At 59.2% G+C, this 18692-nt stretch carries 22 protein-coding genes; 11 read left to right on the forward strand and 11 right to left on the reverse strand.

The features are described from left to right. Window positions 1-52: 52 nt before the first annotated feature. Entirely contained in the window at window positions 53-397 is a 345-nt protein-coding gene (locus AC1Z1G_RS06675; RefSeq protein ID WP_347904544.1) for a YegP family protein, read from the forward strand. A gap of 150 nt (window positions 398-547) precedes the next feature. Here the strand turns inward: AC1Z1G_RS06675 and AC1Z1G_RS06680 are convergent, their stop codons facing one another. Together AC1Z1G_RS06680 and AC1Z1G_RS06685 are read right to left on the reverse strand one after the other, a co-directional pair. Further along, entirely contained in the window at window positions 548-1435 is an 888-nt protein-coding gene (locus AC1Z1G_RS06680; RefSeq protein ID WP_483625869.1) for a dihydrodipicolinate synthase family protein, read from the reverse strand. 30 nt (window positions 1436-1465) lie between these two features. After that, window positions 1466-2248 (reverse strand): aldolase, encoded by a 783-nt coding sequence (locus tag AC1Z1G_RS06685; RefSeq protein WP_483625871.1) that lies wholly within the window; start codon window positions 2246-2248, stop codon window positions 1466-1468. A gap of 159 nt (window positions 2249-2407) precedes the next feature. Here AC1Z1G_RS06685 and AC1Z1G_RS06690 point away from each other — a divergent pair, with 159 nt between their 5' ends. Then, the gene (locus AC1Z1G_RS06690) at window positions 2408-2950 is read left to right on the forward strand and encodes a helix-turn-helix domain-containing protein (RefSeq protein ID WP_483625873.1); all 543 of its coding nucleotides are present in this window, start codon (window positions 2408-2410) and stop codon (window positions 2948-2950) included. Window positions 2951-3118: 168 nt separating this feature from the next. On the opposite strand, the gene AC1Z1G_RS06695 is transcribed toward AC1Z1G_RS06690, so the two are convergent. After that, a complete protein-coding gene (locus tag AC1Z1G_RS06695) occupies window positions 3119-4138 on the reverse strand; it encodes a DUF4917 family protein (protein ID WP_483625875.1) in 1020 nt (339 codons plus the stop codon). A gap of 156 nt (window positions 4139-4294) precedes the next feature. Between AC1Z1G_RS06695 and yiaY the strand changes: the two genes are divergently transcribed. Continuing rightward, window positions 4295-5443: an L-threonine dehydrogenase gene (gene yiaY, locus AC1Z1G_RS06700; protein WP_483625877.1), complete on the forward strand. Its 1149-nt coding sequence runs from the start codon at window positions 4295-4297 to the stop codon at window positions 5441-5443. Between the two features lie 140 nt (window positions 5444-5583). Here the strand turns inward: yiaY and AC1Z1G_RS06705 are convergent, their stop codons facing one another. Both AC1Z1G_RS06705 and AC1Z1G_RS06710 read right to left on the reverse strand, forming a co-directional pair. Further along, window positions 5584-6750: an MFS transporter gene (locus tag AC1Z1G_RS06705; protein ID WP_483625879.1), complete on the reverse strand. Its 1167-nt coding sequence runs from the start codon at window positions 6748-6750 to the stop codon at window positions 5584-5586. A 260-nt stretch (window positions 6751-7010) separates the two neighbouring features. Continuing rightward, entirely contained in the window at window positions 7011-7511 is a 501-nt protein-coding gene (locus tag AC1Z1G_RS06710) for a DMT family transporter (RefSeq protein ID WP_483625881.1), read from the reverse strand. A gap of 77 nt (window positions 7512-7588) precedes the next feature. Here AC1Z1G_RS06710 and AC1Z1G_RS06715 point away from each other — a divergent pair, with 77 nt between their 5' ends. The 7 genes from AC1Z1G_RS06715 (at window position 7589) to AC1Z1G_RS06745 (ending at window position 13650) form a co-directional block, all read left to right on the forward strand. Then, a complete protein-coding gene (locus AC1Z1G_RS06715; protein WP_483625883.1) occupies window positions 7589-8500 on the forward strand; it encodes a LysR substrate-binding domain-containing protein in 912 nt (303 codons plus the stop codon). A gap of 38 nt (window positions 8501-8538) precedes the next feature. After that, a complete protein-coding gene (locus AC1Z1G_RS06720) occupies window positions 8539-9273 on the forward strand; it encodes a PA3715 family protein (protein ID WP_483625885.1) in 735 nt (244 codons plus the stop codon). A 38-nt stretch (window positions 9274-9311) separates the two neighbouring features. Further along, window positions 9312-10037, forward strand: coding sequence for a PA3715 family protein (locus AC1Z1G_RS06725; RefSeq protein ID WP_483625887.1), 726 nt, complete (start codon window positions 9312-9314; stop codon window positions 10035-10037). A gap of 42 nt (window positions 10038-10079) precedes the next feature. Next, the gene (locus AC1Z1G_RS06730; RefSeq protein ID WP_483625888.1) at window positions 10080-10814 is read left to right on the forward strand and encodes a PA3715 family protein; all 735 of its coding nucleotides are present in this window, start codon (window positions 10080-10082) and stop codon (window positions 10812-10814) included. 76 nt (window positions 10815-10890) lie between these two features. Beyond that, a complete protein-coding gene (locus AC1Z1G_RS06735) occupies window positions 10891-11529 on the forward strand; it encodes a LysE family translocator (protein ID WP_483625890.1) in 639 nt (212 codons plus the stop codon). A gap of 113 nt (window positions 11530-11642) precedes the next feature. Next, the gene (locus AC1Z1G_RS06740; RefSeq protein ID WP_483625891.1) at window positions 11643-12146 is read left to right on the forward strand and encodes a DUF4142 domain-containing protein; all 504 of its coding nucleotides are present in this window, start codon (window positions 11643-11645) and stop codon (window positions 12144-12146) included. A 418-nt stretch (window positions 12147-12564) separates the two neighbouring features. Continuing rightward, window positions 12565-13650 carry a type I restriction endonuclease gene (locus tag AC1Z1G_RS06745; protein WP_483625892.1) on the forward strand — a complete coding sequence of 362 codons (1086 nt, stop codon included), beginning with the start codon at window positions 12565-12567 and terminating at the stop codon, window positions 13648-13650. 58 nt (window positions 13651-13708) lie between these two features. Here the strand turns inward: AC1Z1G_RS06745 and AC1Z1G_RS06750 are convergent, their stop codons facing one another. The 3 genes from AC1Z1G_RS06750 to AC1Z1G_RS06760 all read right to left on the reverse strand — a co-directional run bounded on the left by AC1Z1G_RS06750 (window position 13709) and on the right by AC1Z1G_RS06760 (window position 15480). Beyond that, on the reverse strand, window positions 13709-14248 hold the full coding sequence (locus AC1Z1G_RS06750; protein WP_483625893.1) for an AidA/PixA family protein: 540 nt from the start codon (window positions 14246-14248) through the stop codon (window positions 13709-13711). 122 nt (window positions 14249-14370) lie between these two features. Further along, window positions 14371-14874 carry an inclusion body family protein gene (locus AC1Z1G_RS06755; RefSeq protein WP_347904560.1) on the reverse strand — a complete coding sequence of 168 codons (504 nt, stop codon included), beginning with the start codon at window positions 14872-14874 and terminating at the stop codon, window positions 14371-14373. A gap of 456 nt (window positions 14875-15330) precedes the next feature. After that, window positions 15331-15480 carry a hypothetical protein gene (locus tag AC1Z1G_RS06760; RefSeq protein ID WP_483625895.1) on the reverse strand — a complete coding sequence of 50 codons (150 nt, stop codon included), beginning with the start codon at window positions 15478-15480 and terminating at the stop codon, window positions 15331-15333. Between the two features lie 136 nt (window positions 15481-15616). On the opposite strand from AC1Z1G_RS06760, the gene tam reads away from it, so the two are divergent. Continuing rightward, complete coding sequence (gene tam / locus AC1Z1G_RS06765) at window positions 15617-16387, forward strand: trans-aconitate 2-methyltransferase (RefSeq protein ID WP_483625897.1); 771 nt, start codon at window positions 15617-15619, stop codon at window positions 16385-16387. A 23-nt stretch (window positions 16388-16410) separates the two neighbouring features. On the opposite strand, the gene AC1Z1G_RS06770 is transcribed toward tam, so the two are convergent. The 3 genes from AC1Z1G_RS06770 to AC1Z1G_RS06780 form a co-directional block, all read right to left on the reverse strand. Further along, the gene (locus AC1Z1G_RS06770; protein WP_483625898.1) at window positions 16411-16818 is read right to left on the reverse strand and encodes a type II toxin-antitoxin system HicB family antitoxin; all 408 of its coding nucleotides are present in this window, start codon (window positions 16816-16818) and stop codon (window positions 16411-16413) included. A gap of 33 nt (window positions 16819-16851) precedes the next feature. After that, a complete protein-coding gene (locus tag AC1Z1G_RS06775) occupies window positions 16852-17034 on the reverse strand; it encodes a type II toxin-antitoxin system HicA family toxin (RefSeq protein WP_483625899.1) in 183 nt (60 codons plus the stop codon). A gap of 273 nt (window positions 17035-17307) precedes the next feature. Beyond that, on the reverse strand, window positions 17308-18516 hold the full coding sequence (locus AC1Z1G_RS06780; RefSeq protein ID WP_483625901.1) for an acyltransferase family protein: 1209 nt from the start codon (window positions 18514-18516) through the stop codon (window positions 17308-17310). Window positions 18517-18692 lie beyond the last annotated feature (176 nt).

Below are 18692 nucleotides of genomic sequence, written 5' to 3' on the forward strand. Positions count from 1 at the left end.
TCTTTACTCACTGGGCATCCTTCACGCCCGATCAATCGACAGGAGTAGACGCATGTCCGGATGGTATGAGTTGAGTAAAAGCAGCAATGGCCAGTTCCGCTTTGTCCTGAAGGCAGCCAATGCCGAGACCATTCTCACCAGCGAGCTGTACACCACGCGCGCCGCCGCCGATGGCGGCATTGCGTCCGTCCAGACCAACAGCCCGCTGGATGAACGCTACGACAAGAAGACCACCAAGGATGGTCATCCGTACTTCAACCTCAAGGCGGCCAATCATCAAATCATCGGCAGCAGCGAGTCGTATTCTTCCGAAGCGGCACGGGATAAAGGCATCGCCAGCGTCAAGACCAACGGCCCGACCACGGTGATCAAGGACAAGACCTTGCCGGTGCTGTGAAGGCCCGGAAAATGATCGTTCCGTTGTGGGAGTGGGCCGGGCGGCGTTCTGATGCTCGCGAAAGCGGTTTTAACTTCAACATTTTCGTTGATTGTTAAGCCGTCTTCGCGAGCAAGCCCGCTCCCACACTTATCTGGTGTGTGCTGAAGATCAGCGCAAGGTTTTCAGCAACGCTTGCAGCTGATTGCACCCGGCTTCACCCAGCGGGAACACCGGCAGGCGTGGATCACCCACTTCCAGCCCGGTCATGCGCAGGCCGGCCTTGATGGTCGCCGGCAAACCACCCTTGAGGATGAAATCCAGCAGCGGCAATTGGCGGTAGAACAGCTCCCGCGCCTTGCCCAGATCATTGGCCAGCACGGCTTGATACAGGTCGCCGTTGAGCTGCGGGATCAGGTTCGGCGCGGCAGTGCACCAACCTTTGGCACCGGCCGCGAAGGCTTCCAGCGCAAGTGGGTTGCAACCGTTGTAGAACGGCACCTGACCGTCGCCCAGCAGTTGCAGTTTGTGCATGCGCTGGATGTCGCCAGTGCTTTCCTTGACCATGGTCACGTTTTCCACGGCGTTGAAAATCCGCAGGATCAGCTCCACCGACATATCGGTGCCGCTGGTGGCCGGGTTGTTGTAGAGCATGATCGGCACGCCGACGCTTTCGCCGATGGCGCGGTAGTGAGCCAGGATTTCCGCTTCGCTGAGCTTCCAGTAGGACGCTGGCAGCACCATCACTACGTCCGCACCGTGAGCTTCGGCGAAACGTGCACGACGCACGGCTTTGGCGGTGGTCAGGTCGGACACGCTGACGATGGTCGGCACGCGTTTGGCCACATGTTTGATGCTGAACTCGCTGACCGTGTCCCACTCCGCATCGCTCAGGTAAGCGCCTTCGCCGGTGCTGCCCAGCGGGGCGATGGCGTGTACGCCGCTGTCGATCAGGCGGTCGATGGAGCGGCCCAGTGCGTCGAGGTCCAGCGCCTCGCCGTTGGCGCTGAACGGGGTGATGGTGTAGCCGATGATGCCGTGAATAGATGGGTTAGACATGCTGTCTCTCCATTGAGCAAATGAGTGGGTTCAGTTCAGGCAATCGGCGTGTTGACGCAGGTTCTGCCGAGCGTAGTAGTTGAACGCGGCACCGTGGCGCTTGGGCTTGGAAATCCAGCCATGGGCTTCGCGGCCCAAGGCCGGCAGAATCGGTTTGACCTCACCGGCCGACATGGCCAGCAACTGCAACTTGGCGGCGCGCTCGATCAATTGCGCGATGACACAGGCTTCCTCGATGGTCCGCCCGGTCGACAGTTGACCATGGTGGGAAAGCAGAATCGCGCGTTTGTCGCCCAGGGCCCCAGCGATGATTTCACCTTCTTCATTACCCACCGGCACACCCGGCCAGGCTTCCAGGAACGCGCAATCTTCGTAGAGCGGGCAGAGGTCCATGTGGGAGATTTCCAGCGGCACTTCCAGCATCGACAGCGCCGCCACGTGGGTCGGATGGGTGTGGATGATGCAGTTCACGTCCGGGCGGGCGCGGTACACCCAGCTGTGGAAACGGTTGGCCGGGTTCGGCATGCCGTGACCTTCCAGTACCTCTAGGTCTTCGTTGACCAGCAGCAGGTTGCTCGCGGTGATTTCATCGAAACCCAGGCCCAGTTGCTGGGTGTAGTAAGTGCCTGGTTGTGGCCCGCGGGCAGTGATTTGCCCGGCCAGGCCGGAGTCGTGGCCGTTCTCGAACAGGATGCGACACGTCAACGCCAGCTTTTGCCGGTCGGTCCACGTATTATCCGCCAGTGTGCTTTGCATCTGCGAAAGCGCCTGCTTGATGAGTTGGTCTTTGGGTAGTGCTAATGTCTTGGCCATATCGGGTGTCCTTCGCAGCAATCAATGGACGTCTGGTTTGCTTCTCCCGCTGCTTGGCAGGTCGTGGGGTGAGAGCAAATGACACTAATGATGCTATATGACACTTTGTGTCATTGGCAAGGGCCAATCGTTGTCTCCTTGATGGATTAATCGCTGCACATGTCTATCCGTTTGAAATTACTGCGAAAAAAACTGGGCGTGACCCTGGAAGCCCTGGCCGAGAAATCCGGCATGACCAAGAGTTATCTGTCTAAAGTCGAACGCGGGTTGAACACCCCGTCGATTGCGGCCGCGTTGAAACTGGCCAAGGCGTTGAACGTCAAGGTCGAGGAGTTGTTTTCCGAAGACAACGTCAGCCTCGACAGCTACAGCCTGGTGCGCAGCGACGAGCGCCAGTCACTGGCGGCCAATGACCAGACGCCGGGTTACGCCGTGCTGGCCCATCAGGTCAGCGAGCGCAGCCTGTTGCCGTTCATCATTTATCCGCCCCGGGAGTTCAGCGACAAAACCTTCAAGGAGCACTTGGGTGAAGAGTTTTTGTTCGTTCATGAAGGTCAGGTCGAAGTCGACTTCATGAATGAACGGGTGATTCTGAATCGCGGGGACGCACTGCACTTCAATGCCCAGAAACCGCACCGCATTCGTTCGGTGGGCGAGGTGCAGGCGCAATTGCTGGTGGTGGTGCACAGCGCCGAGGAATGAGCAGGTTGCGCAACTCCCGGTTTGAGAGCACGGCTTTTGTGGCGAGGGAGCTTGCTCCCGCTCGGTCGCGCAGCGGCCGCAAAGCCTGCATGCGCGAAGTGTCTGAGGGGGGCCTGACTTCAGGACTGCTTTGCACCCCAGCGCGAGCACGCTCCCTCGCCACAGGTGTCAGCGCTCTACCGGGACAGAAAGTGTCGGGCTACCCAGCGCATGGGTCTTGGAGTCAAAGAACTTCAGCGCCACCCCGGTCCCTTCAAACACCTTTGCGTAATGCCGCTTCTGGCTCTGGATGAACGCCGTGCTGCGCGGGTAAATCGAGATCGCCACGGTCTTGGGTTTTGCCTGCCGCAGCGCATCAATAATGTGCTGGTCCTGCTTGCCCAGGCTGTGGCCGAAGAGGCACAGCGCATCGTTCTGGTTGAGCAATTGCTGGTAGCAGAACGACAGATAGTCCGAACTGCGAATGGTCTTCAACTTGTCTTCACAAGGACCTTCGCTGACGAACAGCGGCACGTCGTCCAGGGTCTTGATCGTGTTGTTGATCGCAAAACTACCGAGCAACGTGCCCTCGGTCGACATCAGTTTGCGCGCCGTACCGTCCTGGTTACGCACCAGATGCAGACCACCGTGCAAGTACAGCATCCGGGGTTTGTCGGTGGCGCTGGCGCTCAGTTCGAAGCGCGGTTCGCTGCCCTGAAACAGGTCGTCGATGGCGTCGGGGTTGTGCTGGATTGCCCAGTAGTTCAGCAGGTCGTAGTTGGTGGTGAACACTGTCGGGTATGTGCGCAGTTCCTGATGGATTGCCGCCAGGCTAGACGCCTGCACCAGGCGCCACGGAATGTGCACCGCGTGCACGGTGTTGATCAGCGCTTCCTTGATCGCGTAGTAGCGATTGCGCGGTGCGGCCGAGCTGACAGCCAGGGCCTTGTTGACGCGGCTGGTGGTTTTCAGTGCGCTCAGTACCTGCTCGAAACTGCGGGTCTGCATCGCGTCAAATACGCTCAGTTCGGATTGGCTCAGGGGCTTTTCTTCAACCGTGCGGGCGTTCTCGAACAGCGAGTCGTAACCAAAGTCGTCCCACACGGCGCGGCTGGCACCATTGCCCACCAGCAGGGCGCTGAACGGGATGGTTGCGCGCAGAGCGTTCCAGTCTTCAAGTCGGGCATCAAATTCCTGGAAATCGGTCATCGCGTTCGTCGTCTCACGGCAGAAGTGGGGCAGGGCGCAGACTTTATCACGACGGGGTGTTGAGCCAGATCAACATGCGTCGTGACTGATCGGTCGATCCTTTGCATATCCGCTGAATCGGGGTTGTCGGTTCGGCCCCATCGAAGAGGATTCGTCATGACCAGCACTTTTTTCATTCCTGCCGTCAATATCATGGGCACCGGTTGCCTCGACGAAGCCATGATCGCTATTCGTAACTATGGGTTTCGCAAAGCGCTGATCGTGACGGACGCAGGGTTGTCCAAGGCAGGCGTGGCGACATTGATTGCTGAAAAACTGGCAATGCAGGACATCGACTCGGTGATCTTCGATGGCGCCAGGCCGAACCCGAGCATCGCCAATGTCGAGAGCGGCCTGGAGTTGCTTGCCAAAAGCCAATGCGATTTCGTGGTGTCGTTGGGCGGTGGCTCGCCCCACGACTGTGCCAAGGGCATTGCCTTGTGCGCCACCAACGGCGGACATATCCGTGACTACGAAGGTGTCGATCAGTCGACCAAGCCGCAGTTGCCGCTGGTTTCCATCAACACCACGGCCGGTACCGCCAGCGAGATGACCCGGTTCTGCATCATCACCGACGAAGCGCGCCACGTGAAAATGGCCATCGTCGATCGCAACGTCACGCCGCTGTTGTCGGTCAATGACCCGGCGCTGATGGTCGCCATGCCCCCGGGCCTGACCGCTGCCACCGGCATGGACGCCCTGACCCACGCCATCGAAGCCTATGTGTCTACCGCCGCCACGCCGATCACTGATGCCTGCGCACTCAAGGCCATCGAGTTGATCAGCTGCAACTTGCGCCTGGCGGTGCATGACGGCAATGACATCATCGCGCGGGAAAACATGGCCTACGCGCAGTTCCTCGCCGGCATGGCGTTCAACAACGCCTCCCTGGGGTTCGTGCATGCGATGGCGCACCAGTTGGGCGGGTTCTACGACTTGCCGCACGGTGTGTGCAACGCGGTGTTGTTGCCCCATGTGCAAAGTTTCAATGCGAGCGTCTGCGCCGATCGCCTGACCGACGTGGCACGGGCGCTGGACGCTGATATTCGGGGCTTCAGCCCGGAAGAAGGCGCTCAGGCCGCCATCGAGGCGATCCGCAGCCTGGCCAGGGACGTCGAAATCCCGGCCGGCCTGCGTGACCTGGGTGCCAAGTTGCAAGACATTCCGGTGTTGGCCGCCAACGCCTTGAAAGACGCGTGTGGCCTGACCAACCCACGGGCGGCGGATCAGCGCCAGATCGAAGAGATCTTTCGCAGCGCGTTCTAGGGGCCGTACGAGAAGTCGCCGAGTGGCGATCAGACAAGGCAAAAACAGGTGAGGAAGCGGAATTTACGGGGTGTAAATGAGCATTCCGAGCCTGTTTTTGACGCAGCATGATCGACACGCAGGCCGTTTTCGTACAGAGCCTAAGCGGTTTTGCGGCCCGGCGAGAGCCTCACACAGAGCATCGCGCCCAAGGCCAGCAAGGTACACAACAACGACAGTGGCCAGGCTTGCTGACTGGCGATCAGGCTGGCGATGCCGCCGATAACGGCCGCCATCAATTGATGGATAAAACCGCTCAGCGCCATCGCGTAGCCGCCACCGACCGGTGAACCATCGTTGGCCAGTGACAGGCTGATGGGGTAGTTCAACGACTGGCCAAGCACTGCAAAACAGTAGGGCAGCCAGAACAGTAATGCCACCGACGTCCCCGCCACACTCCCCAGCAACATCACCGCACTGCCGGCCAACACCAGCGCCACGCCCAACCTCATCAGCCAATGCTGACCGGTGCGCAGCACGAAGCGATTAACCCCCAACGCCCCGAGAAAATACGCCGCGCTGATTGGCCAACCCAGCAGCCCGTATTCAATCGCCGTCCAGTTGAAAGGCCCTTGCAGAATCAGCGGCGCGGCGGTGTTGAACGCAACGATCACCCCATAGCCGAGGCCACCGGCGAGGGCCGGCAGTAAAAAGGCACGATGGCGCAGGATGCGCCCGTAGCTCGACCAACTGGAGGATGGACTGCTCTCTTCGGTCAGCGCCGGGAACGCGACCCGCGCCACAATCACCGCCATTACCAGGCTCACGGCACCCAACAAATAGAAGATTGCGGGCCAGCCGAACGCGACCTGGATAATCGACCCCAGGTATTGGCCAATCCCCAGCGCCACCACAAAGGAAATCGAAATCCACGACAACGCCTTGGCCAGCAGGTCACCGCGAAAACTGTCGCGAATCAGTACCCGGGCCATGACCGAAATCCCGCTGGCCCCAATGCCCTGAAGCAGCCGAAAAAACAGGAATGATTCCAGCGTCTGGCCCAAGGGCAAGGCCAGGTTGCCCAGGCCATAAATGCAGAGCGCCGCGAGCAGCACCGGTTTACGCCCAAGTCGCTGACCCAGGCTGCCCCAGAACAACATCGGCAGCGCCATGCCGATCAGGTACACCGCCAACCCCCAAGAAACCTGCGAAGCCTCGGCGGACAAATGCCGGGCAATCTCCGGCAGCGCCGGCAGGTAAATGCTCATGCCCAATTGGGCGAGAAAAACCGTGCTGCACGTGACGAGGAGGGTGGTGCTGCTCTTCATGGAATCATCCCTGGGTTTCAGTTGCCGACGTCCCGGCCGTGCGTGCGCAATAGCTCGATGATGAGGTCACAAAAGTTGCGAATCGCCATGTTGCTGCCGTGCTGTCCGGTTTGAATCAGGCTGTCAAAGAGCTGGATATTAACCTGAAGTTTTTCCTGTAACGCGGCGAATTCCGGTGTGCGGGGATCTTAGCCAACCACCCCCGGCGCTGTGTGTTATCGGAGCGCTGCTCTGGGGCTTGTCGCAGCCACTGCACACCCTCAATGCGTTTTAAAAGAAGCCACAATCGCCGCTTTAGCCGGTGTATCACCGAACTGAATCAACGCCACCCCGCCAATCAACAACACCGCGCCCAACACCCGCGGCAAGGTCATTTGCCGCTCCACCAACCCAAATAACCCAAAGTGATCCAGCACCAGCGACGCCATGACCTGTCCCGCGAGGGCCAGCGCGATGAACCCCGACGCGCCGAGTTTGGGCAGCAGCATCAGCGCCAGGGAAATGAAGCACACCCCGAACGCGCCACCGGCCCACATCCACAGCGGTGCCTTGCTGATGAACCCCAGCGACGGCAACGGCAAACGCAGCATGACGATCACCGGCAGCAGCACGACGATGCTCACCAACAAAGACGCGAGGGTCGCCCACAACGGGTGCCCGAGGCCCCGGCCGAGGTTGGCGTTGATGGCGCTTTGAAAGGGCACCACGGCCCCGGCGATGGCGGCCAGCAGCAGCAGGCCGGCCCAGTGCACTGTACTCATGTTCGTTCTCCGACAGGTTTTGCTGGACTCTAAGGTATTCGTCGCGCAGATTTAAATTCCAATTTGCTATCCAGAACATGCATCAGATGAATGATCTTCGGCGTATCGATCTCAACCTGTTGGTGATCCTCGACGCACTGCTCAGCGAGCAACACGTGACCCGTGCCGCCGAGCGTCTGCACTTGAGCCAACCGGCGGTCAGCCACGCACTGGGGCGTTTGCGCGACTTGCTCGGTGACCGCTTGCTGGTGCGCGCCGGGGCAGGGCTGGTGCCGACCCCGCGAGCGCTGGAACTGGTTGTGCCGCTGGCCGAAGCCCTGGAGCAGGTGCGGGCGTTGTTCGCCAGCGACCGCTTCGATCCGGCTTCCACGCAACGCACGTTTCGCCTGGCCATGTCGGACTACGGTGCGGCTATTGTCCTGCCGGGGCTGATTCGTACCTTGCGCCGGGACGCGCCGGGGATCGCCCTGCAAATCAGCCACGCCAGCCGCGAAGGGATGCTGGAGGGGCTGGTGAATGGCGACATCGATCTGGCCGCCGGTGTGTTCCCTGAACTGCCCAATGACTTGCGCTGCACACCGTTGTTTGAAGAACATTTTGCTTGCCTGGTCGATCGCCACAGTTTGCCTGCCGAGGGCGTGCTGGATGTGCCGGGTTACCTGGCCCGACCCCACGTTCTGCTGGAAATGCGCGGCAGCGGTACGCCGGAAATCGAGCGGGCGCTGACCGCCATTGGCGAGCGTCGACACATTGCCGTCAGCCTGCCGCACTGGAGCGTCGCCCCGCAGTTCATCAGCGGCACCGACCTGATTCTCACCGTGGCCTCGCGTGCCTTGCACGGTATCGACGCGCAGCTACTGAGCGTTTTGGCGCCGCCGTTTCACATCCCCTCCTTCGACTTTGTTCTGGCCTGGCATCAGCGTCGCGGCGGTGATCCGGCCTTGAACTGGTTGAAAGCGCAGATCGAGCAAGCGATAGTGCGCGCCTGAGATTTTCTGACTGATATTCAACCCACAAGGAACAGGGAATGACCTTGAAGACCCGATGGCTCGGTTTTCTGGCAGCGAGCGCTGTGCTGGTGACCACCGGTGTGCGCGCCGAGTGTGAAAAGCCGCAGCTGTCGGAGGGGGTTACGGGGTATTCGGTGTGCAAGGACTGGCCAGCGTTTGAGGGGCAGACGATTACCGCGAGCTCGGCGTTCACGGTCGATCCGAAATACCCGGACAGCAACGTGGGGATGTATGACCTGAACCTGGCGGTGGTCGATTCGGCGAGCGCGAAGGTGCTCGCCTCCTTTCGCCAGGCGGACGCCTTCAGCTCCGACGCCATCCGCCTCGACGACGTGTCAATCGACACCGCGCGCTACACCCTCGCACCGCAAGTACGGGCGTTTGGCGTGCGTGCGTCGTACAAAGGCTCCTCTCGCCTCAACCCTGGCGACGGGGTCACGCTGAGCTTGTTTGTCCGGGAGGGCAAGCGTCTGCGTCCGGTCATGGAAAAACTCGAGACGTACGTCTACGGCGGTGAATGGGACGGTTCCTGTGCCGGCGACCGTTATGAGATCACTCGCACGGTGAGCATTGGCAAAGACAGCCGCCACGGTTATGCCGACCTGATCATCAGAACCGTCACCCTGAGCACTCACGGCGCAGGCGAAGGCGATGAATGCCAGATCGAGTCCACCACCGCGAAACCCGAACTGACCACCCTGCGTTATGACGGCAAGCGTTACGTCCTGCCGTCAGGCTTCAAAGGTTTGTAACCCCGGCATCACTTATTGGTTTGTGCAAAGGAATGAACGTGACTCCCAAGACCCTCGGCCGGTTGGCCGCCCTAGGCCTGATGGCCTTGACCTTGCCGGCCCAGGCGGACTGCGAACCGTCGGTGGTCGCAGAGGTCTCGACCGTCGTGTGCAAGGCGTGGCCGGCATTTGCCGACATGAACATCGTCGCCACCACCACGTTCAGGCCGGCCGACGCCCAATCGGGCAACGAGGTGGGTGATTACGACCTCTACCTGACGGTGACCGATGGCGCGAGAACCAGGTCTCTAGCGGCCTACATCCAGGATAGGGCGTACCCGGCGGACAGCATCGCCTTTCGCAACCTGACGATTGATACCGCGCGCTACAACCTGAGCCCCGGAAAACGTGCGTTCGGGCTGCGCGCGATGGCCGCCAACGAGTCCGGCAGCTACCCGTTTCGCAAAACCGAACTGACCTTGTACCTCAAGGAAGGCAGCGTGATTCGCCCGGTGCTGCAACGCTTGAATGTCGAGTTGTACCGCGGCGAAACCGACACCGATTGCGTCGGCAAGGGTGACAGCATTCAGCGCACGGTTGAGCTGGCGAACACCCGCAGCCACGGTTATGCCGACCTTATCGTCAAGACCCGCCGCACGCACACGCATGACGTGCGGGTCGGTGAAGCATGCGAGGTGCGCGTCGATAAACCGGTCGAGTCGCTGACGACCTTGCGTTACGACGGCAAGCAGTACTTCATTCCCAAGGACCTCAAAGGTTTTTGAAGCCCCCTTCAATCCCTTTGATCGACGTACAAGGAACAGGGCATGACCTTTAAAAACCGATGGCTCAACGGCATGGCGGCGAGCGCTTTGCTGGTTGCGACACACGCGTATGCCGAATGTGAAAAGCCGCCGTTGAGCGATGGCGTGCTGGCGTATTCCGTGTGCAAGGACTGGCCGGCCCACGCCGGGCAGACCATCACCGCCAAAGCCGTGTTCACTGCTGATCCGAGCGATCCGAGAGGGGATTCGGGGATGTATGACCTGGACCTGGCGGTGGTCGATTCGGCGAGCGCGAAGGTGCTTGCCTCTTATCGTCAGGATGAAGCGTTCAACTCGGATGCGATTGCCTTCGAAGGGTTTTCGGTCGACACCGCGCGCTACAAACTGACGGCTGCGCAACGCGCCTTCGGGGTCCGTGCCAGCTTCGGTCATAACTCCAGCGCCAACCCGTATTCGAAAGCAGACCTGACGCTGTACCTCAAGGAAGGCACCACGCTGCGCCCGGTGCTTCAAGGGCTGGTGGTCTACAGGGCCAACGGCGAATACGACGGCAACTGCACGGGGCAGGGCGAGCAGACCACCCGTACCCTCGACATTGGTAAAACCTCCAGCCATGGTTTTGCCGACCTGATCATCCGGTCGAGCACAGTGGTCACCCGCAACTTCAAGGTCGGCGATGAGTGCATGGATAAAACCGGCAAACCGACCCTGTCGACGACCACCGTGCACTACGACGGCCAGCAGTACGTGTTGCCGCAAGCCCTCACGGGGTACTGAGGCGAGTGAAACAAGGTTGCGATAAACTCGGGCCCGCGCCTCGGGTGTGGGGCCGGGTTCGAACAGGAAAATACACATGACGTCTTCATTGCTGCTGGCGGTTCTCGCCTCGGGTTTCATCTATGGCATCACCCCAGGGCCTGGCGTGCTGGCGGTGTTCGGGATTGGTGCGGCGCATGGGCGACGCGCCGGGGCCGGTTTTTTGTGCGGGCACCTGTTGGGCGATGTGCTCTGGTGCAGCACCGCCTTGATCGCCATCGTGGGTGCCCGTGAAATCGGCAGCAGCGCGTTTGATGTGCTGGGCGTCCTCAGCGGGCTCTACCTGCTCTGGCTCGGCGTACGTGCCATCCGCACGCGACGCGGCCAGGGTGAAACGGTACAGGGGCCGGCGCGGCAACCGTTCTGGCACGGGATCATGTTCGGCCTGACCAACCCCAAGGCTTACCCGGTGGCCGTGGCGACCTTCACTGCGTTGCTTTCGAGCCGCGCCGAGTTGCTTCACTGGTCGATGTTGCCGTGGCTGATCGGTCTCAGCTTCGTCGGGGGCGTCGTCGCCTACGCCATTTTGATCGGCGTCGTCGGTGCGCGGCAGGTGCGGACCTTGTATCAGCGTCACGAACTGGCGATCACGCGGCTCTGCGGCATCATGTTCATCGGCTTCGCCATCAACGCGTTGGTGCATGCGCTGCCGGGGTTGCTGGCCCCCAAAGCCTGAGTCTCCATTCGTCATACAAAGGGTTGTTTTTTAAACCTTTGCTGCTTGATGCTTTCTTAAGCAGGGCGGGCACCGCTCGCCAATGATCGAACCATGAACAGGAGGGCGCGACCATGAACCCGATGGCCACCCGGATACACACCACACGCCTTGCCCTGATACTGGGGCTTGTCGCCAGCAGTGCCTTCGCCCAGGCACCGGCCGACTTCATCAACGACGTGTCGGCCAAGGGCGTTGCCGAGATTGAAGCCAGTCGGCTGGCCCATCAGCAGACCGCCTCAAAGGAAATCAAGGACTACACCATCGTCGTCATCAACGACCGCACCACGGCCAATCAGCATCTGGCCAAAATCGCCAAAAAACTCGGCCTGCCCGTCGCAGGGCGAGAAGAAGTCGTGAATCAGGCCAAACGCCTGATGCCGCAGGTGCCGCCGGGTGAAGGTTTTGATCAGGCGTATGCCGCCAGCCAGGTGAAAGCCACCGAGGAAGCCATCGAGCAACTCCAGCAGGAAGCGCAAACCACCGACGTCCCGGAACTCAAGGCCTTTGCCGAAGAGACCTTGCCGATACTGGAACACCACCTGCAAATGGCCAAGGCGTTGCAAGCCAGCCGCTGAAGATTGGCGCGCTGCGGAGCTTGGCACACGTTCGCGGCGTTGCTTTCAGGTCGTCATCAACACTGATTCAGGTCCTGTTTTTTCTGTTCGCCCGTGGCGATATCCTCAAGTGAAAACGCCTCGCCGTCCCCCATGGCACTGTGTTCCTTATAAGGATGGGCCTGATCTTCAGGCAGCGGCGACGGGGTGAAAATGCGACCTGGACAAACCAAAGGCTCTTATTTTTAGCTTGGTTCCTGAGTGCCGTACTTCCGTTTTTGTCATCGGTAGAACGGCTACGCGCTCCCTGTTTTGTGGGAGTTTTCTTCTTCTGCCTCTCTGTGCTGGTCGTCACCTTTCTTTGTGCCGGTTTGTGTCTAGTATCAATGGCGATCAATTTGCCAGCATGCTCATTCACGGATCGAAACAGAGGTTACTCATGGAATTCTTCGAAAAATTGGCCAGTCTTGCTGCCAAGGTTCGCCTTCAAGGCGGTGCTATCCAGACAGAAGAAGCGACAAAAAATGCCTTTGTCATGCCGTTCATCAGCACGGTACTGGGATATGACGTGTTCGACCCGACAGAGGTGACCCCAGAGTTTGTCTGCGATGTAGGGACGAAGAAGGGCGAGAAGATCGACTACGCGATCATGAAGGACGGTGAGGTTCAGATACTCATCGAGTGCAAAAAAATTGGCGAGCCGCTGCATATCAATCATGCGTCGCAACTGTTCCGCTACTTCCATGTCACCAGTGCCAGGATTTCCATCCTGACCAATGGCCAGGTCTACAAGTTTTTCACTGACCTTGATGCCCCCAACAAAATGGATGAAAAGCCGTTCCTTGAGTTGGACCTGCTGAGCATCGATGAGTATTCGGTCCCGGAGCTGACCAAATTGACCAAGTCTGCATTCGACGTTGAGTCGATCATCAACGCAGCGGGTGAACTGAAGTACGTTAGCCAGATCAAGAAGATCATCGCCGCACAAGTCAGCAGTCCGGAGGATGACTTCGTCAAAGTGTTCGCCTCTCGGGTGTATGAGGGGGCCCTCACACAAAAAGTGCGTGAGCAGTTTCAGGAGTTGACCCGCAAAGCGGTCGGGCAGTTTCTCAATGATCAAATCAATGAACGTTTGAAATCCGCTATGAATGGGGTCGCACCGACATCGCTGTCTTCGCCGCCTGTTTCCGGAAGCAGCGGTTCCGATACCGAGGACCGGAATGAGTCGGACGACAAGATAGTGACTACCGAGGAAGAGTTGGAGGGGTATCACATTGTTCGTGCACTGGTTCGCTCTGTCGTTGATGCCAAACGTATTGTCCAGCGCGATACACAGAGCTACTTCGGCATCCTGCTCGACGATAACAACCGCAAACCTATTTGCCGCCTGCACTTCAATCGTTCTCAGAAGTACATCGGGATCTTTGACGAAGAAAAGAATGAAACACGGCATCCAATCAATTCGGTCGACGATATTTATGAATACTCGGATCGTTTGAGAAAAACGGTTGGATTCTACGACTAGCAACGATTGAGCAAAAAAGAAAACCGGCAACCCAAGCCGGTTTTTTATTGAAATCCATTCAACCCGACAGCTTCACCTCGGCAGTCCAGCTGAAATACCCCAGGGCCTGGCAGTCGGTATTGACCAGCATGAAACTTACGGTGCATTTCTCGACCCCGGCGGTCAGTTGCTTGCAGCGCCAGAAGTGGTCAGTGGCGTTTTGACTGACAGGTTGAGTCAGGTTTTCAGGGTCGAGTGCGGGCAGGGTCAGGCCTTCGTGCACAACCAGTTCGGGAGACGAGAGCACGCCAGCCTTGCCGACGCTCATGGCATAAACCACCACGCTGTGTTCAGCGCGCAACCCCACGGTACGGGTGCGCAGGTGGAAGGTTTTTGCGCTGCCGGCGAGCAGGGCCAGGCGATTGGGGTGTGCGCTGGGCGATGTGCCATGGGCACCGCCAAAGAATAAGATGAAACCTTCATCCACCGAGGTCGGTTGCTGTGGGTCGAGGCTCGGGTTCGGGTAGTGGGAGAGCAGGGTTTCGGCATCGACAATCAGCATCAGGTTGGCGATCTGCTCAGGGGTGTCGGTGGGGAGTGTGCTTGTGTCTGTGGACATCACGGCCTCCTTTCAGGATGTAGGCAAATGGCCGCCACTGCTCCGGCTCACGCAAGGCTTCCATTTCCAGCCAGTGCAGCAACGGGTTCGGCAAGCCCCTTGTTGCCAAGGGGCCGTCCGGATCAGTTACGGATGGTGATGAACGGATCCCACGAGCAGCAACCGACGATCTTGCAATCGCGATCCACGATCAGGAAGTTGAAGTGGTAGGTCACACTGCCGGTAGAAAGGGTTTCCGATGACCAGTAGTGGTTATCGACTTTCTGGCAGCTTGGCACCGACGGATTGCTGGTGTTTGGCACTGCGACACAAGCGGTTGCTTTGCGCGGAGTGGGGGTGGAGATCAGGTCGTTGCCCTGATTGCCGATGAATTTGTAGAAAATCACCGCCGTTTCGAAGCTCTGCGACAGGCTGGTTTCGCGCCAGCGAATCAGGTCGCCGACCTGGGCTCGCAGATTGAGTTCACCACCGGCCTGGCCACTGACCACGTTGTTCTGATTGGTCACCATGTACACGTGGTTGACGTCGATCATCGTCGGCGCCGAAGGGTTTTTGCTGATGTTCGGGTAGTTTTTCAGAATGGTTTCGGTGTCGATCGAAACAAGCACATCCGTGACTCGAGACATAGTAAAGCTCCTTGTTCATAGTGGGTGCCCGGCGCTAACCAGACACGACAACGTGTGTTTGCCTTACGGCCGTTGTAAACGCACTACATAGCGGAACCCACCGATCACAAGGTGCGAGTTGGCCTTGCTCCCTGCACTGCAAAGTGACGGTCCGGGTTCCTTCCAACAGGCCGCGTTTGCACTATAGATGCGACTTCCAGGCTGTCAAAAACGTGGGTCGTTCGTTCGACGAGTGGTCGATTTGGTTATGATTTCCAACGATTTGGCGATAAGAAAATGGCTCATCAAGAGCGATCAGATTCATGCAGAAACACTCCTCGCTCTTGTTCACGACAGCGTGTGGGTGAACCACTTTTTTACCCGCTTTCAGTGATCAGGTTCAGCCAGCAGACAGATGTCACCTGATACAACGGTTCATACGCCACGCAGGAGCAGGGCGGAAAAAGGGGGCATGTTTTACGGGGTCTCACTGTCATCGTTCACAGGCGCGAGTGCCGGTTGCGCCGCAACCTGTTCATCGGTCGGGCCCCATTCGGTCATCTGCTTGACGGTGAGCCCGGCCGCACCGAGGTCGACGATGTTCAGACCGCCGAGTTCGGGCAGCATCGCTTGTAAGGCTGGCCATTGAGCCAGCGACCGCGCCTTGACGAAGAGGGCGCAGGCGTCGCTTACTGGCGGCCCATGAGCGCAAACGCGCAGTCTAGCGCGTTGCTCAATCCCTGATCTCAGACAGGAGTAAGCGATGAGCTGGTCCGCCAAGCAGTATGTAGCTTTTGAGAATGAGCGCACGCGTCCGGCGCGTGACTTGCTGGCTGCCATTCCCGACATCGACGCCCGTTCGGTGATCGACATCGGCTGCGGCCCCGGCAACTCGACCGAGCTGCTGGTGCAGCGGTTTGCCAACGCCACGGTGCGTGGGCTGGACAGCTCGCCCGACATGCTCGAGGCTGCGCGCAAGCGTTTACCCGGTGTGCGTTTCGACACGGCCGACATCGCGACCTGGAATGAATCGGGACCGTTCGACGTCATCCTCGCCAACGCGGTGTTTCAGTGGCTTCCCGACCATGCCACGCTGTTGCCATCACTGGTGGCCAGGCTCACGCCTGGCGGCAGCCTGGCGATTCAAATGCCCGACAACCTTGATGAGCCGGCCCACCGGTTGATGCGTGAGGTCGCGGCCAATGGCCCCTGGGCAAGCAAACTGGCGGGTGTCGCGGGGCAACGGACGGCACTGGACGACGCCAACACGTATTACTCGATGCTGTGCTCGTGCAGTTCGCGCGTTGATGTGTGGCGTACCACCTACCACCATCCGCTGGCAGGTGGTGCAGCTGCGGTGGTCGAGTGGTTCAAGGGCAGCGGCCTGCGACTGTTTCTCGACCCCCTCGACGAGGCTGAAAAGGCGCAGTACCTCAAACAGTACCTGGCGGCGCTGGAACCGCACTTTCCGGTGCTGGCCGATGGCTCGGTGCTGCTGCCGTTTCCACGCTTGTTCATCGTCGCGACCCGTTAGCGCGCTGCGCCGTCGACACACAGTCAGCCTTGTTGCAGTACTTTCAACGCAGCCGAAGCCAGAAAACCGGAGCGGCTTTTCTCTTCCGGGTGATGCAGGACGTATTCGTCGATTCGCGTCAGCAGATAGCCGGGCAGGGTGATGTTGAGTTTCTGGGCTTTGCCCAGGTACTTGGTGATGTCGATGTCCACCAGCGCCCACGTCACACCGGTGTATTTTGGGTTGGCCGCGTGGAGCGTGACCTTGTTGGCGGTCGGAATCGCCGAGCCGTCTTCGGCGAGTATTTCGAAGTGCCCCTCGATGGCTTCGCGGGCCATGGCGATGGCGTCGTCCAGATCGTCGCCAGCCGAGAAGCAGCCAGGGATATCCGGTACTTCAACACCCCAGGCGTGTTCGTTGTCTCCCGTTGAAATTGCAATTGGGTAAAGCATGTTTAATGTCCTCTGCGGATGCAGTGTGCCCGTTCAGCTCAGCAGAGCCTGCTGCAAAATGCTGATGGCGGTTTTCGTCAGTAAGCCTTTCTTGGGATGAGGGACAGTCACCAGACCGGGCTTCGTTGGATGCTTGAAGTGGTGGTGACTGCCCCTGACCCGTACCAGATACCAGCCATCTGCGACGATTTGCGCAATCAGATATCGGCTATTCACATCACTTCCCTGTGGTGTGTAGGTGGTTACTATACCTACTGAGATTTTATGATCAACACTATAACCACCAAGGCGACAGCCGGAAGGAAATAGGCACGACAGATCCAGTGTAGAAACCCTTGCCGGGTGCAGGTGTGGGCCCAGGGTTTTTGAGTGTTGCTGAATCGTGCGGAGTCAAGGAAACCAGGAAGTGCTGACAACGAAGCGCCTGAAAATCAGCCACAAAAAACCGGCCATCAGGGCCGGTTTCTGTTTGTTCATTAGGCGTAGGCGTCAAGGTTTCGCCGTTTCCGGCACGTTGATCTGCCCTGTTGACGGGGCCGCTTGCACGGGGGGCTGAGGCTCTAGCGCCGCGAGTTTGCGGCGGGCGATTTCGGCACCGCGGCGGCGTAATGGCTCTTCGACGAAGCGGAAGTTCAACTCGGCGCACACGATCATGATCACGGCTGCCGTCACCAGCAACTCGGTGGTGAAACCCTGGCTCAGCGTGAGGCCTCGTTCAGTGGCGACCCGGGTCCAGATTTCCGTGCTCAAGTGATAGGCGAACATGTGAATCACATAGAGCGCGTAGGAGCGCGACCCCAGCCAGCCGAGCAGTGGCGCCAGTGCCGGAGGACTGAAGATGTAACCTTTCTGGTAGCTGGCCAGCCACACCAGGATCAGCGCCACAATCGCGACCAGGCCAAAGGCAATCGGCGTTGCAATCATCTGTGCCGAGATGGCGCCCAGCATGTACAGCAGAAACAGCGTGACACCCAGGCGCTTGAGCCAACTTCTGCCCAGCACCGTTGGCTCCATCTGTTGGTAGAGGCTGCTGCGGGTGAACAGGCAGAGCAGGATGCCCCACATCATCGCGTCCAGTCGGAACGAGAACAGCATGGCCGCCGGTGCCGGGGCGAACATGTTGCGATCCAGACCGAACTGCGCAGCGATCAACAGCAGCAGGGCGATGATGCGCCAGCGCGGTGAGGTAATCAGCAGTAGAAACAGTGGGAAGATGAAGTAGAACTGCTCTTCCAGGGCCAGGCTCCAATACACTGAGTTAGGCCCCAGCAGCAGGCCGTATTGATTGGCCAGGTTGCCGCTGAACGTCGCGACGGCGGTGAAGCTGCGAAGGTTGTAGAACCATGATTCAAAGGCATTGGACTGATTGTAGAAAATCGAAAAGCCCAGCGGGATCAGCACCCAGAGCCACGCCGTGGGCAGCAGGCGATAGGCGCGGCGTAGCCAGAAGGTGAAGGTGGCGAGGCCATAAGTGCCTTGCTGCCGATGTTTGTCGAAGTAGTCGAGGTAACTTTTGCTGACCACGTAACCCGAGATGCAAAAAAACAGGTCTACCCCCGAGCCCATGGTGTAGAGGTCAAACACCTTGGAGAAGAACTCCTTGTAGAAGGGCAGCAAAAACGTGATGTGGGCGAGGATGGTCAGGCCGATCGCGGCACCTCGCAGGTATTCGATTTCCAGGTTTTTCTTGCTACTCATCGAACGCTCATTATTTATTATTCGTTGTGAGGGGCGGCGCGAAGTCGCAGCGAGCGTCTTCCCTGTCGCGAGCCGGTGCTGTCTGCGGTCACTCGTCTGCATCAAGCGCCAGGGGCGTTGCAGACAAATGTTCGCTAGCGGGCAGCCTGTGCACCGGAGCGCGACAGGCGTTGCGC

Source organism: Pseudomonas sp. JL27(2026) (genome assembly GCF_056933555.1).